Source organism: Brevibacterium sp. CT2-23B, from assembly GCF_013168765.1.
Lineage (GTDB): Bacteria > Actinomycetota > Actinomycetes > Actinomycetales > Brevibacteriaceae > Brevibacterium > Brevibacterium sediminis.
Genome location: NZ_JABBYK010000005.1, coordinates 123575 through 144462, shown reverse-complemented (window position 1 = coordinate 144462; position 20888 = coordinate 123575). Strand labels below are relative to the sequence as shown.

18 protein-coding genes are annotated in these 20888 nt (G+C 66.4%); 9 read left to right on the top strand and 9 right to left on the bottom strand.

Annotated elements, in window-relative coordinates:
• The first annotated feature begins 19 nt into the window (after nt 1–19).
• Nucleotides 20–823, top strand: coding sequence for a type 1 glutamine amidotransferase (locus HIM68_RS13625; protein WP_172173028.1), 804 nt, complete (start codon nt 20–22; stop codon nt 821–823).
• Between the two features lie 96 nt (nt 824–919).
• Here HIM68_RS13625 and HIM68_RS13620 read toward each other — a convergent pair whose 3' ends face one another.
• The 4 genes from HIM68_RS13620 to HIM68_RS13605 all read right to left on the bottom strand — a co-directional run bounded on the left by HIM68_RS13620 (nt 920) and on the right by HIM68_RS13605 (nt 4280).
• Complete coding sequence (locus tag HIM68_RS13620) at nt 920–1762, bottom strand: hypothetical protein (protein ID WP_172173026.1); 843 nt, start codon at nt 1760–1762, stop codon at nt 920–922.
• A complete protein-coding gene (locus HIM68_RS18835) occupies nt 1759–2376 on the bottom strand; it encodes a DUF6114 domain-containing protein (RefSeq protein ID WP_216657145.1) in 618 nt (205 codons plus the stop codon). The genes HIM68_RS13620 and HIM68_RS18835 overlap by 4 nt, the downstream gene beginning before the upstream one ends.
• Nucleotides 2376–2990, bottom strand: coding sequence for a DUF6230 family protein (locus HIM68_RS13610; protein WP_139467688.1), 615 nt, complete (start codon nt 2988–2990; stop codon nt 2376–2378). The genes HIM68_RS18835 and HIM68_RS13610 overlap by 1 nt, the downstream gene beginning before the upstream one ends.
• A 360-nt stretch (nt 2991–3350) precedes the next feature.
• Nucleotides 3351–4280, bottom strand: coding sequence for a LysR family transcriptional regulator (locus HIM68_RS13605; protein WP_172173024.1), 930 nt, complete (start codon nt 4278–4280; stop codon nt 3351–3353).
• A 142-nt stretch (nt 4281–4422) separates the two neighbouring features.
• Here HIM68_RS13605 and HIM68_RS13600 point away from each other — a divergent pair, with 142 nt between their 5' ends.
• A complete protein-coding gene (locus HIM68_RS13600) occupies nt 4423–5700 on the top strand; it encodes a M20 family metallo-hydrolase (protein ID WP_172173022.1) in 1278 nt (425 codons plus the stop codon).
• Nucleotides 5697–6818, top strand: coding sequence for a diaminopropionate ammonia-lyase (locus tag HIM68_RS13595; RefSeq protein WP_172173020.1), 1122 nt, complete (start codon nt 5697–5699; stop codon nt 6816–6818). The genes HIM68_RS13600 and HIM68_RS13595 overlap by 4 nt, the downstream gene beginning before the upstream one ends.
• On the opposite strand, the gene HIM68_RS13590 is transcribed toward HIM68_RS13595, so the two are convergent.
• The 5 genes from HIM68_RS13590 to HIM68_RS13570 form a co-directional block, all read right to left on the bottom strand.
• Complete coding sequence (locus tag HIM68_RS13590) at nt 6745–8289, bottom strand: AbgT family transporter (protein WP_172173018.1); 1545 nt, start codon at nt 8287–8289, stop codon at nt 6745–6747. The genes HIM68_RS13595 and HIM68_RS13590 overlap by 74 nt on opposite strands.
• 127 nt (nt 8290–8416) lie before the next feature.
• On the bottom strand, nt 8417–9229 hold the full coding sequence (locus HIM68_RS13585; protein ID WP_172173016.1) for a creatininase family protein: 813 nt from the start codon (nt 9227–9229) through the stop codon (nt 8417–8419).
• A complete protein-coding gene (locus HIM68_RS13580; RefSeq protein ID WP_172173014.1) occupies nt 9226–9939 on the bottom strand; it encodes a FadR/GntR family transcriptional regulator in 714 nt (237 codons plus the stop codon). Before HIM68_RS13580 ends, HIM68_RS13585 begins: the two co-directional genes overlap by 4 nt.
• 58 nt (nt 9940–9997) lie before the next feature.
• Nucleotides 9998–11023, bottom strand: coding sequence for a PHB depolymerase family esterase (locus HIM68_RS13575; protein WP_172173012.1), 1026 nt, complete (start codon nt 11021–11023; stop codon nt 9998–10000).
• 143 nt (nt 11024–11166) lie between these two features.
• A complete protein-coding gene (locus HIM68_RS13570; protein ID WP_172173010.1) occupies nt 11167–11826 on the bottom strand; it encodes a GntR family transcriptional regulator in 660 nt (219 codons plus the stop codon).
• Between the two features lie 185 nt (nt 11827–12011).
• Here HIM68_RS13570 and HIM68_RS13565 point away from each other — a divergent pair, with 185 nt between their 5' ends.
• From HIM68_RS13565 to HIM68_RS13540, 6 genes are all read left to right on the top strand, one after another.
• The gene (locus tag HIM68_RS13565) at nt 12012–13028 is read left to right on the top strand and encodes a 1-aminocyclopropane-1-carboxylate deaminase (RefSeq protein ID WP_139467694.1); all 1017 of its coding nucleotides are present in this window, start codon (nt 12012–12014) and stop codon (nt 13026–13028) included.
• Between the two features lie 2 nt (nt 13029–13030).
• Nucleotides 13031–15484 carry a pyruvate dehydrogenase gene (locus HIM68_RS13560; RefSeq protein ID WP_172173008.1) on the top strand — a complete coding sequence of 818 codons (2454 nt, stop codon included), beginning with the start codon at nt 13031–13033 and terminating at the stop codon, nt 15482–15484.
• A 343-nt stretch (nt 15485–15827) separates the two neighbouring features.
• Complete coding sequence (locus tag HIM68_RS13555) at nt 15828–17222, top strand: NAD-dependent succinate-semialdehyde dehydrogenase (RefSeq protein ID WP_172173006.1); 1395 nt, start codon at nt 15828–15830, stop codon at nt 17220–17222.
• Nucleotides 17223–17600: 378 nt separating this feature from the next.
• Nucleotides 17601–18317, top strand: coding sequence for a FadR/GntR family transcriptional regulator (locus tag HIM68_RS13550; protein ID WP_172173004.1), 717 nt, complete (start codon nt 17601–17603; stop codon nt 18315–18317).
• Nucleotides 18314–19336 (top strand): asparaginase, encoded by a 1023-nt coding sequence (locus tag HIM68_RS13545; protein WP_172173002.1) that lies wholly within the window; start codon nt 18314–18316, stop codon nt 19334–19336. Before HIM68_RS13550 ends, HIM68_RS13545 begins: the two co-directional genes overlap by 4 nt.
• A gap of 74 nt (nt 19337–19410) precedes the next feature.
• On the top strand, nt 19411–20814 hold the full coding sequence (locus HIM68_RS13540; protein WP_172173000.1) for an aspartate ammonia-lyase: 1404 nt from the start codon (nt 19411–19413) through the stop codon (nt 20812–20814).
• The last annotated feature ends 74 nt before the right edge of the window (nt 20815–20888 follow it).

Here is a 20888-nt window from a genome sequence, read left to right as displayed (position 1 = left end):
AGGGTGAGAAGATGGGGCCATGACTTCCGTGAGAATCCTTGCCATCGAACACGAACGTGGCACCGGACCGCAGAGGTTCGGTGAATGGCTGATCGAAGCCGGCGCCGAGGTGGTCGTGGCCCGTCCTTACGTCGGCGAGGTGATACCGGAGCTCGGTTCGTTCGACGCCCTCATCGTCCTCGGCGGATCCGCGGGGCCCACCGAGGACAATGAGAATCCCTGGTTCCCCGAGGTCAGGCATCTGCTCCGCCGGTCGATCGCGGGGGAGTTCCCCAGCCTCAACATCTGCCTCGGCGGGGAGATGCTTGCCGTCGCAGGCGATGCTCCGATCTGGCGGCGTTCGCACCCGCAGATCGGGATCTACGAACTGGGTATCACCTCGGCGGGGGCATCCGACCCGGTCTTCGGGGCGCTGGCCGGTGGTGGGCCAACCGGCGCTGGGGAGACTGAAGGGGAGTCGCTGCCCTCCGTGCTCTTCCATCAGGAGGAGATGGCGCTGCCGCCCGGAGCCGAACTCCTGATCACCGGTTCCGACGCCCCGGTCCAGGCTTTCCGCCTCGGCGAATTCGCGTGGGGCACCCAGTTCCACCCGGAGACCGATGCCGCGCAGATCGCGCGCTGGCTGGACGGCAATGACCTCGCCTTGCCGGCCGGCAAGACCGAGGACTCGATCATCGCCGAGGTCGAGGTGGACGATTCCGCTCTCGTCGACAATGGGAGGCGATTGGCTCGTGCCTTCGTGGAATTCCTGGAGGGCCGGCGTCGGGCGGGCCGGGAATGCAAGCCGGAATGCAGACAGCAAAGCACGAAGGCCGCGGACTGAGTCCGCGGCCTTCGTGCCTGGCCTTTCTGGTCTGAGCCTGGCCCGTCGGGTGGTTCCTCCTCACGGTGAAGGAGGAACCACCTCGGCGATGGTGGGTCAGTCTTCGGCCTTCTTGAGCTTCTGATCGGTGTTGGTGTAGTAGATCCCATCGGCGGTCGAGCCGACGAGCCCCATCGTCACTCGCAGCAATCCGGGTTCGACGTCGTCCATGGGCGGCGGCGTCTCCGGTCCCAGGGTGAGCGACTTTCCGTCCTTCGTCGTGGCGGTGATCGAGCCGATGTACACGGTGACATCGCCCTTCAGCGTCATCGTGTCGGCCGTCGTCACCAGTCCATACTCCTCGTCCGGCGGCTTCACCGTCAGCGAGAAGCCTTCGATCGAGATCTCTTCGGCCTGCAGCTTCAGAGTCACGATGGACCCGCCGTCAGCGGTGGGCACCGAAACGAAAGAAATGCCCTTCAGACCCTTGAACGAGAGTCCTTCCGAACCCATTGCGGCCGGAGTCTTCGTGAAGACCGGTGCGTTCTCATCCATCTGTGCATCGGACGGGAACTCACCGTTGCCCTCTTTCTCCGAGTCTTCATCCTCGTCCTCGGTCGGGTCGTCGCTGGGCTCATCGAGTCCCAGACCACCCGGATCCGTAGGTTCGTCGGACGGTTCCTCCGTCGGTTCCTCGCTCGGTTCATCCGTGGGGCCCGGTGCGGGCAGCGAGGGGTCTGACGTCGGTGGATCACTGGGCTTCACCGGCATTCCGGGCGACAGGCTCCCCGCAGGTGCGGAGTCCTTGGCCTTTGCGGAATCCTCGTCATCGCAGGTGCCCACGAGCGAGCACAGCGGTGACGAGTGGGCGGCTGCAACCGAACCCGCCCCGAGAGTCGTCGGGAGGATCAGGACAGCTGCCGCGAGGATTGAGGCCGTGCGGCGGCTGGGTGCCCTCATGCAGTCTCCCCCTCAGCGGCTTCGGACTCCTTCGGCCCACGCGGTCCCATCCATGCGACGATGAGGATCGCGCCGATGGTGGACAGCAGCATGCCGATGATGAACCCGCCGAGGTTCACTCCGATGAGTGAATAGACTGCGAGGACGAGAGCGATGATCCCGTAGAACACATGATGCGTGGGACGGAAGATCGACAGCAGAGCGAGGACGACGATGGCGATCGGAACCACCGTCGCCTGCAGGCCCTCGATGCCGAACTGGATCTGCATATTGCCGAGGTCCAGCTGACCGGAGAAGAAGAGCTCGATTCCGCCGAGGACGGCAAGCACGCCTCCGATGAAGGGCCGCTGCCGACGCCAGTGCTTGAACCCCTGGCGCTTCTTCTCGGCGCCTTCGGTCATCTCGGCTCTCTCGCTGTTGTCAGCATCACCCGTCTCCGGCGCCGGGACTGCGAATTCTGCCGTCTCGACGCCGGATTCGGTGTGGTCGCTCTGTTCGTTGGCGCGTCGACTCCGCCGGGACAGCGCAAGCAGGCTCGTCTTCTGCACGGTGTCCTCCTGTTCGGCGGCCCCCCGTTCATCGGTCGGCTGCCCGTTGGCTGCTGAGTCCCTCATCAGTCGCACTGCTCAGATCCGTCGGTGAGCTTCAGCGACATGTCCTTGAGGGTGAAGACCGAGGCCGTGGTCGACCAGGAATCCTGCTTGAGGTCCTTGATCGAGATGGTGTCGGAATCCTGGGCGAAGTCGCCCTTGCTTCCCTTGGCCTTCGTATTGACGTCGGAGGCATCGACGCCGATGCGGATGTTTTTGAATTCCGCATCGCCCTTGAGGCCGGTCATGCCGATCTGCAGATCCTTCGCCGAGGCGGGGGTGCCCTTTCCGCCGGCCTTGATGAGGATGCCCACCTTGCCCAGAGGGGTCTCCTGGACGGCCGACTGGCAGAGGTTCTCCAGGGTCGCATCCTTGATGTTCGCGGTGACGACGGCGTGCTTGCCGCCCTCGGCGTCCTTGGCGACTCCGCTGTACTGGGAGAATCCGGTTCCCTCGAGCTGCGACGAGGCGATCTTGAACTGAGTCCCGGAGATGGCGAACGAGACCGGCACCGCGCCCTGGGCTACCCCGCCCATGAGCATGGCTGAGACGACACCCGTGGGAATTGCGACCATGGCGATGCGACCGGCATGGGATGAGACGAGCCTGCGGATGAGGCTGGGATTGCGGAACTTCATTGATCCTCCTTGACCACCGAAGGCTCGGTGGGCATCAGCGTGTGACGTAAGTTACTACGGGGTGTTACCCGACAGTATCGCGGGTGAAGTTTGAGCGTCAACATCTTTTGTCGACGAGGCTCGAAAGGGCGCGGGTGTGAACGGTCGTGCGGCCAGGTCCCAAGCAGTCTTGTCGGATCATCGCGTTCATCATCGGCCCAGGTCAGACGATGCGTCAATGGCAGCCGTGGGAGAGATCTGAATCACGAGCGACGCCCCGGAGGACCCGCCCGAGACGACGGAATCCGAGGAAAAGCAGTTCGTGAACAAAACTTTCAAAACTCAGCTGGATCGGCACGCAACTCAGCTGGATCGGCACGCTCAGGGCGTTGCGAACTCAGCGGCGAGAGCCGCGCGCAGGGCGATGATCCGCGGAGTCCGGGCACTGCCGCGACGGATCGCCGTCGAGATCCGCCTGCTCGCAGGTTCCGGCAGCCGGTGAGTTGAGATCGTCGCAGAATCGATGCCTGCGTTCGCTGCGGCCGCCTGCAGAGACATGCGCGGAACCAGCGCCGAGGCGAGGCCGAGAGCGACGAACCGGACGAGCAGGAGGATATCTGAGGACTCGGTGCGCACCTCGGGTTCGAAGCCTGCCCTTCGGCATTCGGCGCGCGACCAGTGTCCGGCGCGGGTATCTGCCGGCTCCATGGCCCAGGCATGGTGGGCGCACGCCGCGAGGTTCGGGACTGAGGGCGGGCCCGAAGCGCCGGACCCAGCGGCTGCGGGAGTGATGAGGCAGAGCTCGTCGTCGCCGAGCACCTCGGTCTCGACTCCTTCGTCACGGCGTGCTGGACGCGACGGGTAGTCCTCCTGGAGGACAAGATCGAAGTCCCGGGCGAGAAGTGCGGGGACGGCATCCTCGGTGCGGATGTGCGTTGTGATGACCGTGAGGTCGGGATGGTCCCGGGCCAGCCGGGCGAGCGCGCCGGGCACGATCGTATGCAGCGCGGTCTGGAAGGCGGCGATGCGCACGGTGCCGCCCACACGATGACGGACCTCGGCGATCTCGGCCTCCGCGGCTTCAAGCTCACGCAGGACCGCCTCGGTACGGGCGACGAGGATCTGCGCTTCCTCCGTCAGGCGCACCCCGCGACCCACGCGTTCGAGCAGCTGTGCGCCGACCTCGGACTCGAGGATCTTGAGCTGATGGGAGACCGAGGACGGGTCCTGGCCCAGAGCGGCCGCGGCCGCGGCCAGACTGCCGCGGGCTGCGACCTCCCGCAGCAGACGGAGCCGTCTGAGACTGAACATCGTGCCTCCGGTGCAGGGTGAACTTTGAACGATGCAGGTCAAAACATGAAGAAAGTTCATGAGTAATGGTGGAAGCCAGTCTATCGATTTCATGAGTCCGCGTTCGTAGGCTCGAGATCAGACACTCGAGAAAGGACGCTCAATGACCGCGACCACGTGCCCGAACAGCACAGACCTTCGCATCGACGGTGACCGACTGTGGGCCGACCTCATGGCTCTCGCCGCGATCGGCTCCTATGACGATGAGGCGACCGGCCTCGTGGGGGTCAATCGGCAGTCGCTGACGGATGAGGACCGGGCGGGACGCGAACTGCTCATCTCCTGGATGGAGGAGCTCGGCCTTGAGGTCACGATCGACGAGATGGGTACGATCTTCGGCCGACGCGAAGGTCTGGAGCCCGAGCTCGCGCCCGTGCTCGTCGGTTCGCACATCGACACCGTGGCCACCGCCGGCGCCTTCGACGGCTGCCTCGGTGTGCTCGGCGGGCTGGCCGTGATCCGCGCCTTCGCCGAGGCGGGCCTCCAGCCCCGTCGCCCCATCGTCGTCGCCGCGTGGACCGAAGAGGAGGGAGTGCGCTTCGGCACCGATATGCTCGGATCCGCCGTTGCGGCGGGGCGGCTGAGCCTCGATTACGCCTACGGACTCACCGATGAGACCGGAGCACGGTTCGGTGACGAACTGGGACGCATCGGCTTCAAGGGCGAGCGTCCCGTGCACATCGACCCGCCGCACGCCTACCTCGAATGCCATATCGAGCAGGGGCCCGTGTTGGCTCAGGAGGACCGCGTGATCGGCATCGTCACCGGAGTCCAGTCGATCTCCTGGCAGAGGGTGACCCTTCACGGCCGTGCCGCCCACGCCGGAACCACCCCGACCGAACTGCGCATCGACGCCGGCCTGGCCGCCGCGCAGATCATCGTCGAGGTCCGACGCATGGTTGACTCCGGCGCCTACGGACGGCTGCGTGCGACGGTCGGTCGCATCGAGACCTCCCCGGGACTGCCGAGCGTCGTGCCCGATCGGGCCGAGATCACCGTCGATCTGCGCAATCCCGACGATGAGCACATGGCCCGCGCCGAGGCGGACCTCGCCGCTTTCCTCGAGCGTCTTCCCGACAGCCAGCCCGGACTGCGGGTGGAGGCGGCGCAGATGGCGCGGACCAAGGCCGTGCCCTTCAGCGAAGCCGTGCAGGACACGCTCGAGACCGCAGCGAAGGAACGCGGCTATGATTCGATGCGGCTGATGTCCGGGGCCGGTCACGATGCGCAGGAGATGGCCGCGATCGCCCCGGCGGCCATGGTTTTCGTCCGCGGTCAGCATCACGGAATCAGTCATAACCCCCGCGAATACTCGACCCCCGAGGACTGCCGCGCCGGTGTCGAGGTCCTGGCCTCAGCAGTGAAGGAACTGAGCTCATGATCGGCGAATCCACGCATCCGCAGGAATTCCACCGCACGATCCCCGGTTATCGGGTCACCGACCTCATCGATCTGCCCGGTCTCGCCGTCGAGGTGGGGGCCGCCTCGGTGCGGGTGAAAGACGAATCCGATCGCTTCGGTCTGCCGGCATTCAAGGCACTTGGAGCATCATGGGCAGTCAATCGGGTGATCAGCGCACACCTCGGTCTGCCTCCGGCCGCGACGTTCGCCGAACTCAGTGACCGCGCCGCGGGACTCGAGCTCGTCCTCGTCACCGCCTCCGACGGCAATCACGGCCGGGCGCTCGCCCATATCGCCGCCCGCCTGGGGCTGCGCTCACGCATCCACGTGCCCGCGGGTCTGCCTGCCAGCACGCTTGAGGCTATCCGCGGCGAAGGGGCCGAACTCGTGGAGACCGGCCTCATCTACGACCGGTCCGTCGAGGACGCGGCGGCGAGCTGTGGCGACGGGGAGCTGCTCGTTCAGGACACGGCATGGGACGGCTACGAGGACGTGCCAGGGTGGATCGTCGACGGGTATTCGACGCTGTTCGCCGAGGTCGATGAGCAGCTGGGCGGACCCGCTTCGCTCATCCTCGTGCCCAGCGGGGTCGGCTCCCTGCTCCAGGCCGCCGTCGTCCACCAGGGTAGGCACGGACCGGAGGCCCGCGTGATCGCCGTCGAACCGGTCACGGCTGCGTGCATCACCGCGTCGATGCGGGCAGGACGGCCGGTGAGCGTCGACACCTCGCAGCCGACCTCGATGGCCGGGCTCAACTGCGGGACCGTCTCGTCCCTGGCCTGGCCCGTCCTCCAGTCCGGACTCGACGATTCGGTCACGGTCACCGACACCGAGGCGGCCGCCGCCCAGGACGAACTCCATGACCTCGGTGTGGCGGTCGGCCCGTGTGGAGCCGCCTCGTTGGCGGGGCTGAGAGCCGCGCTCACCGCGTCCGGTGGACCGGGCGGCCTCGGACTCGATGAGTCCGCGCACATCGTCCTGCTCAGCACGGAATCGGCTGCGGCCAATGCCGGAGTCGACGCACTCAGCGCACCGGCGCATCGGGACCGAGCGGAATGCCCAGACCCCACCACAGGAAGAACAGCAGGCTCCAGCTGATCGTCATGCACACGGCCAAGGGCAGGGTGTGCGAGGCGAGCGTGCCGATGCCGGCGCTCTTCTGATACTTCTGCATGAAGCCGAGCGCGAGGATGAAGTACGGACTCATCGGGGTGATGGCCGTCGACCCCGAGTCGGCGATGCGGAAGATCGCCTGTGAGGTCTCCGGCGGAACCTCGAGGAGCATGAGCAGCGGCACGATGACCGGGGCCATGATCGCCCACATCGCCGAGCCGGAGGTGATGAGCACGTTGACGACCGAGAGCACGAGCAGGACGAGGATGAACACCACCCACGTCGGCAGACCGAGACCGGTGAAGAGTTCGGACACGGAGACCGAGACGAGCATGCCGATGTTCGTCCACTCGAAGTACTCGAGGAACTGGGCGATGGCGAAGAAGAGGACGAGGACCCCGGAGATCGAGGCGAGCCCCTGACCCATGAGCTTCGGCACGTCCGACCAGGTCTCGATCGTGCCCTCGCGGAAGCCGTACACGATGCCGCCGATGCCGAAGAGCATGGCGATGAGGAAGGCGATTCCGGTGAGGAACGGGGACTCGCCGAAGGGGCCGTCGCCGCGCAGGGGCGCACCGTCCGGGACGACGAGGACGATGATGGCGATGACCGCAGCGATGACGGCGAACATGGCCAGGCGCAGGGCCTTGCGCTCCTTGTCGGTGATGACGAGGTCTTCGTGTTCGGCATCCTCGTCGGCTTCGAGGTTGTCGCGCTTCGTGAGCACGAGCTCGGTGACGATCGTGATGACGATGGCCAACAGGATGGAGCTGGCGATGTTGAAGTACCAGTTGCCGATCGGGGTGACGATGTAGTCGGGGTCGATGATGTTCGCCGCAGCCGTCGTGATGCCCGCGAAGATGGCATCGTTGGGCGTCGGGATCGGGCTGGCATCGTAGCCGGAGGCGATCGAGGTGTACGCGACGATGACGCCGAGGACGGGGGAGCGGCCCACGGCCTTGAACACCATTCCGCCGAGCGGCACGAGGATGACATAGGCCGCTGCCGAGGCGACGTGGGAGACCGTGCCCATGAACGCGACCGTGAAGACGATGAGTCCGGCCGGGACGCGGGCGATCGAGACCTTCATCGCCGTCGACAGCAGACCGGTGCGTTCGGCCAGGGCCACGCCCATGATGACGACCATGATCGTGATGAGTGGTGGGAAGGTTTCGTAGGCGTCGAGCGCGGTGTTCACGGCCATGGCGATGCCCTCGCCGCTGAGGAGGTTGTTCACCGGGGTCCAGTCCCCGGTGCCGGGATCCTCGACTCCCGCGCCGGCGAGGGAGAGGACGAGGCTGAACACGGCGAGGATCGCCGCGAGGATCCAGAACAGCCAGAAGGGGTTCGGCAGCTTGTTGCCGACGACTTCGATGACGTTGAGGGCGCGAATGACCAGCGGCAGCTTCTCCTGCTCGTCGGTCTGCACGGTATCGGTGGTCTGGGTCGGTTTCATTGTGAGCTCCTGAGAGTCCAGGCGGGATTTTCGGGCAGGGTCCACCAGGGCACGGTGATTACGGCGCTGGAATCGGGTGTTCTGTGGTGGGGTGCGGGCCGGGCGGCCGGTCAGTGAGAAGCGGGTGTCACAGTCTCTGCAGCTCCTGACAGTAGGCGACGAGTCGGTCGACGACCTCGCCGAGGATGTACTCCCCGGCCGCGGCCGTGGCGGTCCGCGGATCGCCGAGGACGCCGTTGTCGGCGTAGCGGTCGAATGTCACCGCTGTTGACGGTGTTTTCGTTCGTGAGAGTCGGGCACGTGGGTCGAGATCGTCGAGCCGGGTGGCGCCGGGGTTGAGGTGGCCCGAGTCGACGAGGGATTCGTCGATGGCGAGCATCTGCGAGGTTTCGGACTCTCCGCAGTGGCCGCTGACCTCGGTGCGCGGCAGCTGGGCGGTCGCCTCGGTGGCCAATGCTGAGACCGGAGCATAGGCGAAGACGAAGTCCGGATGGGTGGCGAGCAGGGACTGCTGGACCACGCCGAGCGCGGCGAGGTTGCCGCCGTGGCCGGTGATGACGAGGAGTCTGTCGAATCCGGCATCGGCGAGCTGACGCACGATCGAGGAGACGAGGTCGATGAACAGCTGCGGACCGATATTGATCGTGCCGGGCAGGAAGCGGTGGTGCGGGGAGACGCCGTAGTCGATGCTCGGCAGGACGAAGGAGCTGCCCGCTCGAACCTGATCGCCGTCGATGAGCGCGTCGACGACTGCGCGTGCGACGTGAGCGGCTCGGATGTTGTCGGTGCCCAGAGGAAGTCCGTCACCGTGCTGTTCGCAGGCGCCGACGGGAAGGACGAGCAGGCTGCTTCGATCCTTCGCGAGCTCGACCTCCAAAGAGGTGAGTTCGGCGTAGTCGCGGATATGCGGGCGGATCTCGGAGATCGTCGGGCGGCTCATTGCTGGGATCCAACGATGGTGTCGGCGTCACCGGTCTGGTCTGTATCGTCCGCCCAGTCGGCGAGGACGGCGGCCTTGATCGCCTCGAGGTGCTTGCGGGTGCGGTGGGAGGCTTCGAAGCCGTCGCCGCGGCGGATCGCATCGAGGATGTCCGCGTGTTCGTCGTGGTCGCGCAGTCGGTCGTAGCTCGTGCGCGCCGCCTGCTGGGTCCGCGAATGGATGGCCAGCAGGGACACGAGCATCTCGTGCAGAGCGCGGTTGCCCGAGGCGCGAGCGAGTTCGACGTGGAAGTGACCGGCCGGGACCGCGGTCTCGACCTGGAGGGCATTGTCGAGTGCGGATTCCATGGAGGACACGGCGTCAGGTTTCTGGACTGTCGCTGCGAGCTCGGCGATTCCGGGCTCGATGGCGATGCGGGCGTCGAGGAGTTCGATGGCCGCGGCGAGATCGACGGGCACATAGTGCGGGTTGTCGAGGATGCGACGGTTGATCGCTTCGCGGACGTAGGTGCCCGAACCGTGCTTGAGCTCGACCGACCCCGTGGCCTCGAGCCGGCGCAGAGCCTCCCGGACGGTGGGCACGGTGACCTCGAAGCGTGCGGCGAGGACCTTCGCCGACGGCAGGGTCTGCCCGGGCTGGAGGTTCTCGGTGCGGATGGTGTCGACGATTTCGCGAGTGAGGCGTTCGACGAGTCCGACGGTGGACGTCATGGTGCTCTCCTTCAAGTGTTTAAGTCATCTAATCACTTTGATTGATGTGTGTCAACGGTCACTTCTGGGTGGGCCCCTGCGTTGTTCCCGGGTGGCTGCGGAAGAAGTCCCAGACCGTGTTCGTGGCCGAGAAGTCCTTCGTGACGTATCCGCCCCCGCTGTAGACGACCTCACCCGGCCAGACGTGGCCGCCGTCGGCGACGGAGTAGAGCTCGACGGAGGCGTCGCATCGCGTCCACTGAGTGCGGACCACGTCTTCGCCCTTGCGTCCGACCTGGCGTTCCTTCGTTCTCGCGCAGCCGGAGGCCTCCGCCCATGGCTGGATCCACTCGCGGACTCCCGGGTAGTCCTCGCCCTGGCGGTGGCCGCCCTCGTAGTGCATCGTGGCGTCCCCGGTGCCGTGGATAGCGAGCATCGGCGTGGGTGTCGAGTAATCGCAGCCCTCCGTCGACTGTGGATAGTAGGCGCCGGCGACGGGGGCGAAGGCGGAGAAGCGATCGCGCAGGTGACAAGCGAGGACGGAGACCATGCCGCCCCCGTTCGACTTGCCGGTGGCATAGACCCGATTGAGGTCGATGCAGTGCTCGGATTCGATCGAATCGAGCAGCTCGGCCACGAAGGCGACGTCATCGGCACCGCTGGCGTAAGGGGCGCCCTGCCAGGAGCGTTTGCCGTCATTGAGGTCGCCGTCGGGGAAGACGGTGATCGCGGGCAGGGTCGGCAGTCCCGTGTAGTTCTGGAATTCGGCACCGTCGGACCCGTTGCCGTGGAACCCGAGGACGAGCGGCAGGGGAGTCTCAAGTTCGTAGTCGCGTGGGATGTTGATGCGGTAGCTGCGCTCGCCGTCTTCCGTCGAGATCGTCTTCTCATCATTGCCGGGCTTCTGCTCGGTGCTGCAGCCGGCTGAGGGGGCGGCCGGCATCGTCGATGCTTTATTGCCGATGGTTTGAGCGGCGACAGAATGCGCGGGTGCGGTCTCTGCGGCGGCGGCCATTCCTGGGGTCGCAGCTGTGCCCGTCAGCAGAGCAGCGCTCGCGGCGGTCGCGAGCAGGGCGGTCGTGATGCGTTTCGTCATTGATGACATCGTCAGTCCTTTGATCGTCGGTGATCGTGGTGAGGACTCTAGCACAAGTCATCAGATGACTAGAAGAGTTGGCGATGATTGCAGCGTCGTCGAGAAGGCAGTGGTGTTGTCGATCTGAAATCCGTAGCCGGAAGGTGTTCGGCTCAAGCCCTGTGCGGCGAATCCCCTTCGATGGTCGACCAGTTCGCCTTCGTCAGCGCGACGGCATGCGCATGCTCACCGGCACGGACGGCGGCGATGATCTCGGTGTGCTGCTCCGGTGAGGCCGATCCCTTCACCGATTCGAAGTGCAGGAACTCCGCTCGGCGCAGAGTGGCGGTGACGACCTCGAGGTGATCGGGAATGAGGGGATTGCCGGATCGAGTGAGTGCCACCTCGTGGAAGTCGTCATCGGCGGCGATCGCCGCCTCGGCGTCGCCGGCCGCGAGGGCCGCACTCAATCGGCCGTTCGCCTGCTCCATCTCACCCAGCGCCGCCGCGTCGAGGGCGGGGAAGGCGAGGTCGATCGCCAGGCCGTGGAGTTCGGCGGCGATCTGCCGGGCCGCGAGGATGAGTTCCGGATCCTCTGGGGCCACGCGCGTCATCCGGCCCGGCTCCGCCACGACGAGTCCGGCCTGCGCCAACCGTTGGAGTGCCTCGCGCACGGGCGTTCTGGACACCTGGAGCCAGGCGCCGAGCTCCTGATCGCGCAGCTGTTCTCCGGGGGCGAGCTGGCCGCGGACGATGGCGTCGCGGATCGACCGATAGACGTCATCGCGCAGCAGGCTGCGCTGCGGGGCGGGGGAATCCGTGGGGATCGGCACGCTCGGTCACCTTGTCTCTGAGTGGGTGGGTCTCGTCCCGCGGGATGGGACTCGAACTCTGACCCATTGTAACCGTCAGCAGAATGCAATATATTGCATATTGCGATCCAGGACACATCGCACAGGACACATCGCACGAGAGAGCGATCGCCTCGAAGCGAACGCTTCAGAGAACAGAGGACATCATGGCCATCACCGACTTCGAACGCTACCCACTCACCTTCGGGCCGAGCCCCGTGCACGAGCTCCCGCGACTGAGCGACCACCTCGGCGGGGCCCGCGTCTGGGCCAAACGGGAAGACGTCAACTCAGGACTCGCCTTCGGCGGCAACAAGACCCGCAAGCTCGAGTACATCGTTCCCGACGTACTCGCCTCGGGTGCGGACACCCTCGTGTCCATCGGCGGCTACCAGTCCAACCACACCCGCCAGGTCGCCGCCGTTGCCGCTCACCTTGGACTGAAGGCGCGCCTGGTGCAGGAACGCTGGGTCGACTGGGAGGACCCGGTCAACGACAAGGTCGGCAATATCGAACTCTCGCGCATCATGGGAGCCGACGTCCGCCTCGACTCGGCCGGATTCGACATCGGCATCCGCTCGAGCTGGGAGAACGCCCTGGCCGAGGTCGAAGAATCAGGCGGCAAGCCCTACCCGATCCCGGCCGGCGCCTCCGAGCACAAGTTCGGCGGACTCGGCTTTGCGAACTGGGCATATGAGGTCGCCGACCAGGAGAAGGAGCTCGGCGTCTTCTTCGACACCATCGTCGTGTGCACCGTGACCGGCTCGACGCATGCCGGAATGATCGCCGGATTCGCAGCTCTCGAAGCCGCCGGCGGACCGAAGCGCAAGGTCATCGGCATCGATGCCTCGGCCACCATCGAGAAGACCCGCGACCAGGTGAAGAGGATCGCGAACACCACTGCCGAACTCATCGGCCTCGGGCGTGAGATCACCGCCGACGACGTCGATATCCGCACCGGTTGGGAAGGCCCGGCCTACGGCATCCCCGACGAGACGACCGTGAACGCGATCCGCACCACCGCCCAGCTCGAAGGCGTCATTCTCGACCCCGTCTACGAGGGCAAGTCGATGGCCGGACTCCTCGACCTCGTCGGAGACGGCACGATCGGCAGGGATTCCACCGTCCTCTACGCCCACCTCGGCGGACAGCTCGCACTCAACGCCTACTCCTCGATCTTCTGACGATGAGCACCGCACAGGAGTCGACAGCACAAGAATCGGCGGCTCAGGCGCCAACACCACAGGACACGGACCGCCACCAATTCGAGACCTCCCTGCAGGTCAGCCCGCCGGGGACGAACGACCGTCCGCTGCGCGCCTCGACCTCGGGAGATGATGAGATCCTCGACGAGATCGCCCAGCGCGTACTGTGGCTGGCGACCTCGATCATCGACCGTGCCAACCGCGGCCGGGTCAACCCGGACGGGGTCAAGGTCGGCGGCCATCAGTCCTCGTCGGCCTCGATGACCGGGATCATGACGGCGCTGTGGTTCACCCGACTGCGCGCCATCGACCGCGTCTCGGTCAAACCGCATGCCTCGCCGGTCCTCCACGCGATCAACTATCTGCTCGGAGACCTCGGCGAGGAATTCCTCGACACCCTGCGCAGCCGCGGGGGACTCCAGCCCTACCCGTCACGGACGAAGGACCCGGACACCGTGGACTTCTCCACCGGATCCGTGGGCATCGGCGCAACCGCTCCCATCTGGGCGGCACTGTCGCACCGCTACGTCTCCGACCGGTTCCCCGAGACCCCGGAAGCCGGCCGGTTCTACTCCCTGCTCGGCGACGCGGAGATGGACGAAGGGGCGGTGTGGGAGGCGATCATCGATCCGGAGGTGCGCAGCCTCGGCGAGATCGTGTGGATCGTCGATCTCAACCGGCAGTCGCTCGACCGGGTCATTCCCGATGTCCAGATCCGCCGTTTGCAGGGCATGTTCGATGCCGCCGGGTGGCAGGTGCTCACCTGCCCGTGGGGGCGCCGACTCGAAGCCGTGTTCGCGGCCCCCGGCGGTGAGGCGCTCAAGAAGCGGCTCGTGCAGATGCCCAATCCCGAATACCAGCGGCTGCTGCGCGCTCATCCGTCCGAGATCCACGACCGGCTGCTCTCGGGACTCACCGACACCGAGGCGGCCGCCCTGTCCGCGGTCATCGACGGCTTCGACGCGGACGGTCTCGCCTCCCTCATCCGTGACCTGGGTGGACATGACCTCGGCCAGCTCGTGTCGACGTTCGACGCGATCGACGACGACCGGCCGACGGTGGTCTTCGCCTACACGATCAAAGGCAAGGGGCTGGCCACGGAGGGCCATCCCGGCAACCATGCCGCGCAGCTGACCGAAGCGCAGATGCGCGAGCTCGCGGCCGCCTCGGGGATGGACTTGGACGATCCGTGGGTCGCCTTCGCTCCGGACACCCCGGCCGGCCGATTCTGTGCCGAAACCGCGCAGCGGCTGCGACGGGAGCCGGTCACCGACCATGCCGTGGCCGCCGTGCCTGCCGAGCTGGGATTCACTCCGCGACCGCAGATCTCCACGCAGGCGGCGCTGGGCCGGTTCCTCTCCGACCTCAAGCACGTCGCCCCCGAGGTGGCCCAGCGGGTTGTGACCCTTTCGCCGGACGTCGCGACGTCGACGAACCTCGGCGGATGGATCAACAAGACCGGAATCTGGTCGCCGGCGGGCCGGCATGACTGGTTCGCCGACGATCGGGAACGGGTGCTGCGGTGGCAGGAGGGCACGAGCGGACAGCACATCGAACTCGGCATCGCCGAGGTCAATCTCGTCTCCCTGGCCGGGGAGCTCGGATCGACCGGGCAGCGCTGGGGACAGCCGCTGCTGCCGATCGCCACGATCTACGATCCCTTCATCAACCGGGCCCTGGAACCCTGGACCTTCAGCCTCTACGCGGGTGGGCGTTCGATCATGGTCGGCACGCCCTCGGGGGTATCGCTTGCGCCCGAAGGCGGGGCCCACCAGTCGTTCAACACACCCTCGGTGACTCTGGAGATCCCGGGCCTGACGAGCTGGGAGCCGGCCTTCGCCCAGGACCTCGAGTGGACCCTGCTCGAAGCGCTGCGCGAACTCGCCGACCCGGACGGCGACTCCGCCTACTTCCGACTGACGACGAGACCGGTAGCGCAGGAGCTCGCAGGTGTGCCCGAGGATCCGCTGCTGCGGGAACGCCGCCGTGACCAGGTCATCGCCGGCGGTTACCGGCTCTCCGCCAGACCGGCTGCCGAGGACGAGGTCACCCTCGTCGGCGCCGGGGCCATCATGACCGAAGTGATTGCGGCGGCGGCCCGACTGGAATCCCTGGGTGTGCGGGCGGGAATCGTCTGCCTCAGCTCACCGTCGAAGGTGTTCCGGTCGGTGCAGGATCGGTCTCGGGTCCGCTCGAGTGTCCGCTCGGCCATCGCCGACGAACTCTTCCCCGCAGAACATCCGGCACCGCTGGTCACCGTCCTCGACGGGCACCCGCACACTCTCTCGTTCCTCTCCGGAGTGCGCGGGGACCGCACACGGAACCTCGGGGTCACCGAATTCGGTCAGGCATCCTCGGTGGGGGAGGCCTATGCGATCCACGGGATCGACACGGACTCCATCGTGCGTGCCGGACTCGACCTCGTGGGGCGGTGAGTTCCCGCGACGTGAGGTGAACCGTTTCGGTCCTCTGGTTCGATGAACAGGGACCGGAGCGGGCCCCTCGCCGAGGAGGGTGGTCCCCGATCGGGGCCGGAGTTCTCTCCTCGCGAGTGCGGTTCGGATTTCGTCGTGACCGATTCGGAATCCGCACCGCCTCGGCGAGGGGACCACGGACGATCGGGGACTGAGGATTCCCCCAGGTTTCGGCACTTGTTGCGCGGGTCACGTATTGATAGCGTGGGTGGCAGGCATACGCATTCCGTCGATTCGGGCGGCAAACAGGTATGCAATTGCTTCAGCGGCGCCAACAGGCGCGCACAAGTCAAAGGAGTCTGGAATGAGCAACGTAGGCAGTGCTGCAGGCGGCTACCGTGTCGAGAACCCGGCCACCGGTGAAGTCGTCGAGAAGTTCGACAATGCCACCGACGAAGAGGTCCAGCAGGTCCTCGAATCCGCACACAAGGGCTACCTGAGCTGGCGCGAGAAGACGATCGAGGAACGCGCCGCGATCGTCAACAAGGTCGCCGCTCTCTTCGGCGAGCGCAAGGAAGAGCTCGCGAAGATCATCGCCGAGGAGATGGGCAAGCCCACCGCCGAAGGTGAGGAAGAGGCCGAGTTCTGCGAGGCGATCTTCAACTACTACGCCGACAACGGCCCGAAGTTCGCCGCCGATGAACCGATCGAATCGATGTCCGGCGGCAAGGCCTTCATCCAGCGCCGCCCCGTCGGCACGCTGCTGGGCATCATGCCCTGGAACTTCCCCTACTACCAGGTCGCCCGCTTCGCCGCACCGAACCTCGTGCTCGGCAATACGATCATCCTCAAGCATGCGGAGATCTGCCCCCGCTCCTCGGCGAAGATCGCCGAGATCATGAAGGAAGCCGGCATCCCCGAAGGCGTGTACTCCAACATCTACGCCACGCACGAGCAGATCGAGACGATCATCGCCGACGACCGCGTCGAAGGCGTGTCCCTGACCGGTTCCGAGCGCGCCGGATCGGCCGTGGCCGCCACGGCCGGCAAGTACCTCAAGAAGGCCGTGCTGGAGCTCGGCGGCTCCGACCCGTACATCATCCTCGATACCGACGACATGAACGAGGCCGTCGACACCGCATGGGGCACCCGCCTGTACAACACCGGCCAGGTCTGCAACGCGAACAAGCGGATGATCGTCATGGACGACATCTACGACGACTTCGTGTCCGGTCTGACCGAGCGCGCCCAGTCCTGGGAGAAGGGCACCCCCGCCGAGGCGGGCGACGGCAAGTACTCGCCCCTGTCCTCGCGTTCGGCTGCCGAGAACCTGCGCAAGCAGCTCGACCGTGCCGTCGAGCAGGGTGCGACCCTCGTCGGCGGCGATCTCGCCACCGACGGATCCGCGTACGTCTCGCCGGCCGTGCTCACCGGAGTCACCTCGGAGATGGACGCCTACCGCGAAGAGCTCTTCGGCCCCGTGGCCACCGTGTACAAGGTCAGCAGCGATGACGAAGCACTGGCCCTGGCCAATGATTCGCGCTTCGGCCTCGGCGGCGCGGTGTTCGCCAAGGACGAGGAGCGTGCCGCGAAGCTCGCTCAGCGCCTCGATGTCGGCATGTCGAACGTCAACACCCCTGCCGGAGAGGGTGCGGAGATCCCGTTCGGCGGCACGAAGCGCTCGGGCTTCGGCCGCGAGCTCGGGCCCTACGGCATGGATGAGTTCGTCAACAAGCGCATGTACTACGTAGCTGACTGACTGGGGCTTGGCCTCAGCCTTCGTCGAGAAACGGGCTGGGTGTCGAGAAACGCGTGTGCGCATGCGTTTCTCGGCACCCAGCCCGTTTTTCATGGTCTTGCATGTGGGCCAGCCCTTTCTGCATGGGCCGGGGTGTTCCCTGCGGGTGGGTCCACCTCGAACTCTGCGCGGATGTCGCGGTGAATCCACCCGCAGGAGACACCCGCTCGCGGGCAGCACGGGCAAGCGACCGTGAATCTCAGAGTCTGAAACGCCTCTCTGATGGGTTGACGCACGTTGGGTGAGCGGGATTACACTCAAACCTGTCATACAGCTTGACAGGTTTGTCTGGTGGGCTGTGTGCCGGATCAATGATCGGATCGAACCGGAGGAGTGGTCATGGGGACGAACAGCCCGACCGAACCCACGGCCAGACGCACGGCTGTAGAACGACTGTCCGCGGGTGAGGGCGTCGTGCGCAGTCTGCGTGCCGAGATCGCCGACGGCACCTTTCACGTCGGCAACCGCCTTCCCTCCGAAGCGAAGCTCGCCGACCGATACGCCGTCAGCCGTCCCGTCATCCGCGAAGCCCTGCGCTCGCTGGCAACCCTCGGGCTGACCGAGACGAAGACCGGCAGCGGCACCTTCGTCATCGCCTCCGCTCCGGAGACCGGACTGCACCTCGGCGACTACTCCTCCCGGGATCTCCACGAGGCCCGACCGCATATCGAAGTTCCCGCCGCCGAACTCGCGGCCACTCGGCGCACCGAGGCCGACCTCGTCCGTCTCCACGCCCTGCTGCAGTCGATGAGCGCCGAGCCGAGTCCCCGCGGCTGGGTCGAGCTCGACGGAGAGCTGCACATCGCCATCGCCCGCGCCAGCGGAAACCGAGTCTTCGAAAGCGTCATCGCCGAACTCCGCGGTGCCCTGACCGCCCAGTCCGAGCTCCTCAACCTCGCCGCCAGCCGTCAACCGGACTCCGACGTCGAGCATGCGGAGATCGTCCGCGCGATCGAAGCCGGAGACGGTGCCCGCGCCCGCGACGCCATGGCCGAGCACCTCGCTCAGGTCGCCGTCGCCGTCACCGACCTCGCCCGAAATCCAGGAAGACCATGACCCACACAGCCACCCCCACCGCGACCCACCGTGCCCATGTCCCACTCGTCGAGGTCACCCGCGGTGGCCTCGTCGAAGGCGTGCACTTCGGTTCCTTCGCCGTCATCGATGCCGAGGGCCGTCCGCTCGTGTCTGCCGGTGATATCGGCACGCCGTTCTATCCTCGGTCGACCCTCAAGCCCCTGCAGCTGCTTGCGATGCTGCGTCTCGGCCTCGATCTGCCGACCGAGCTCCTCGCTCTCGCCGCGGCCAGCCACTCGGGATCCCCCGAACACATCGACGGTGCCCGCCGGATCCTTCATCAGTACGAGCTCGACGAGACCGCCCTCGGCAACGTCATCGACCTTCCCTATGGGGCGCCCGAGCGCGAAGCCCACCTCGCCGCCGGCGGACAGCGCAGCCGCTTGGCCCAGAACTGCTCGGGCAAACACGCGGCCATGGTCGCGACCTGCCGGATCAACGGCTGGGACCTCGCGGGCTATCTCGATCCCACCCACCCTCTGCAGCGGCACATCGGCGCCACCATCGCCGAACTCACCGGCGAGACGCCGGCGACCGTGTCGACCGACGGATGTGGAACACCGTTGCCGGCGATCTCGCTGACCGGAATGGCCCGCGCTTTCGCTCGCCTGTCCACCGTCTCGACCGGCACGAGCGCGGCGCGCGTCGCCGCCGCCATGCGCGACCACCCGGACATGGTCGCCGGTGCCGGGCGCGACGTCACCGCGCTCATGCGCACCGTCCCCGGACTCATCGCCAAGGACGGCGCCGAAGCGGTTCAGCTGCTCGGGATCGACGGCATGGGCATCGCCGTCAAGATCGCCGACGGCTCGGATCGGGCCAGGCTGCCGATCGCCACCCGGATCCTCTCCGCTCTGCCCGCACCGACCGAAAAGGCTGGCGACATCGTCAGCCCGCCCATCCTCGGCGGAGGACGGGAAGTCGGCGGACTGCGCGTGACCCGCGAGGTCGAGGAACGCCTCGGCGAGTGGGAACGCACCCGGTCGGTCGCCTCCTGAGCCTCCGCAGCCGAACCACCCACCAGCACCGACAGGCATCAGCAACAACGACGAACAAAGGCGACACGAGAACCATGAGCACGGATACACGCATCGAGCACGACCTCCTCGGCGATCGGGAGATCCCGGGCGATGCCTACTGGGGCATCCATACGCTGCGGGCGGTCGAGAACTTCCCGATCACCGCGCAGACCCTGCAGTCCAACCCCGACCTCATCCGCGGACTCGCCGCGGTCAAGCTCGCCGCAGCCAGGGCCAACCACGACCTCGGCCTCCTCGATGGGCAGCGGCGGGACGCGATCGTCTCAGCCTGCCGGGAGATCATCGACGGGAAGCTGCACGACCAGTTCCCGATCGACGTCATCCAAGGTGGGGCGGGCACCTCGTCGAATATGAACGCCAACGAGGTGATCGCGAACCGGGCGCTCGAGATCATCGGGCAGCCGCGCGGAACCTACACGCGGATCAGCCCGAACGACCACGTCAACCTCAGCCAGTCGACGAACGACGCCTACCCGACGGCGGTCAAGCTCGGTACGATCTTCGCGATCAAACGGCTGCTCACCGCCCTCGGGGAACTTCAGGACGCGTTCGCCGTGAAGGCGTCCGAATTCCACGACATCGTCACGATGGGACGCACCCAGCTGCAGGATGCCGTGCCGATGACGCTCGGCCAGGCCTTCGGCAGCTACGCCGTGACGATCGGGGAGGACCGCGAGCGCCTCGGAGAGGCCGAGTCGCTGGTCCACGAGATCAACCTCGGCGCCACCGCCATCGGCACCGGCCTCAACGCACCCGCCGGATACGCCGAGGCGGTCCGCGACCATCTCGCGCAGCTGACCGGGCTGCCTCTGGTCACCGCGCCCGACCTCGTGGAGGCGACCCAGGACGTCGGATCCTTCGTCCACCTGTCCGGGGTGCTCAAGCGCATCGCCGTGAAGATCTCGAAGATCTGCAACGATCTGCGGCTGCTGTCTTCGGGTCCGCGCGCCGGATTCAACGAGATCAACCTGCCCGCCGTGCAGTCGGGATCGTCGATCATGCCGGGCAAGATCAACCCCGTCATCCCCGAGGTGGTCAACCAGGTCGCGTTCGAAGTCATCGGCAACGATGTCACGATCACCGCGGCCGCCGAATCCGGGCAGCTGCAGCTCAACGCCTTCGAACCCGTCATCCTGCACAGCCTGCACAAGTCGATCTCCCACCTCGAATCGGCGTCGCGGACGCTGACGACCCGCTGCATCGCAGGCATCACCGCCAATCCGGAACTCACCCGCGCTGCCGTCGAACACTCCATCGGACTCGTCACCGCACTCAACCCGACCATCGGTTACCAGGCGGCGACGATGATCGCCCAGGAGGCGCTGAAGACCGGCCGCGGCGTCGCCGAACTCGTGCTCGAACACGGGCTGATGACCGCCTCCGAACTCGAACGTCTGCTCCGACCCGAACGGCTGGCGAACCTCACGACCGTGTGAGCGAACCGACTCCGGGCCGCCTGCAATCGACCACCTGACCACCTGACCGCCTGTTTCTGACAAGACCATCTGTA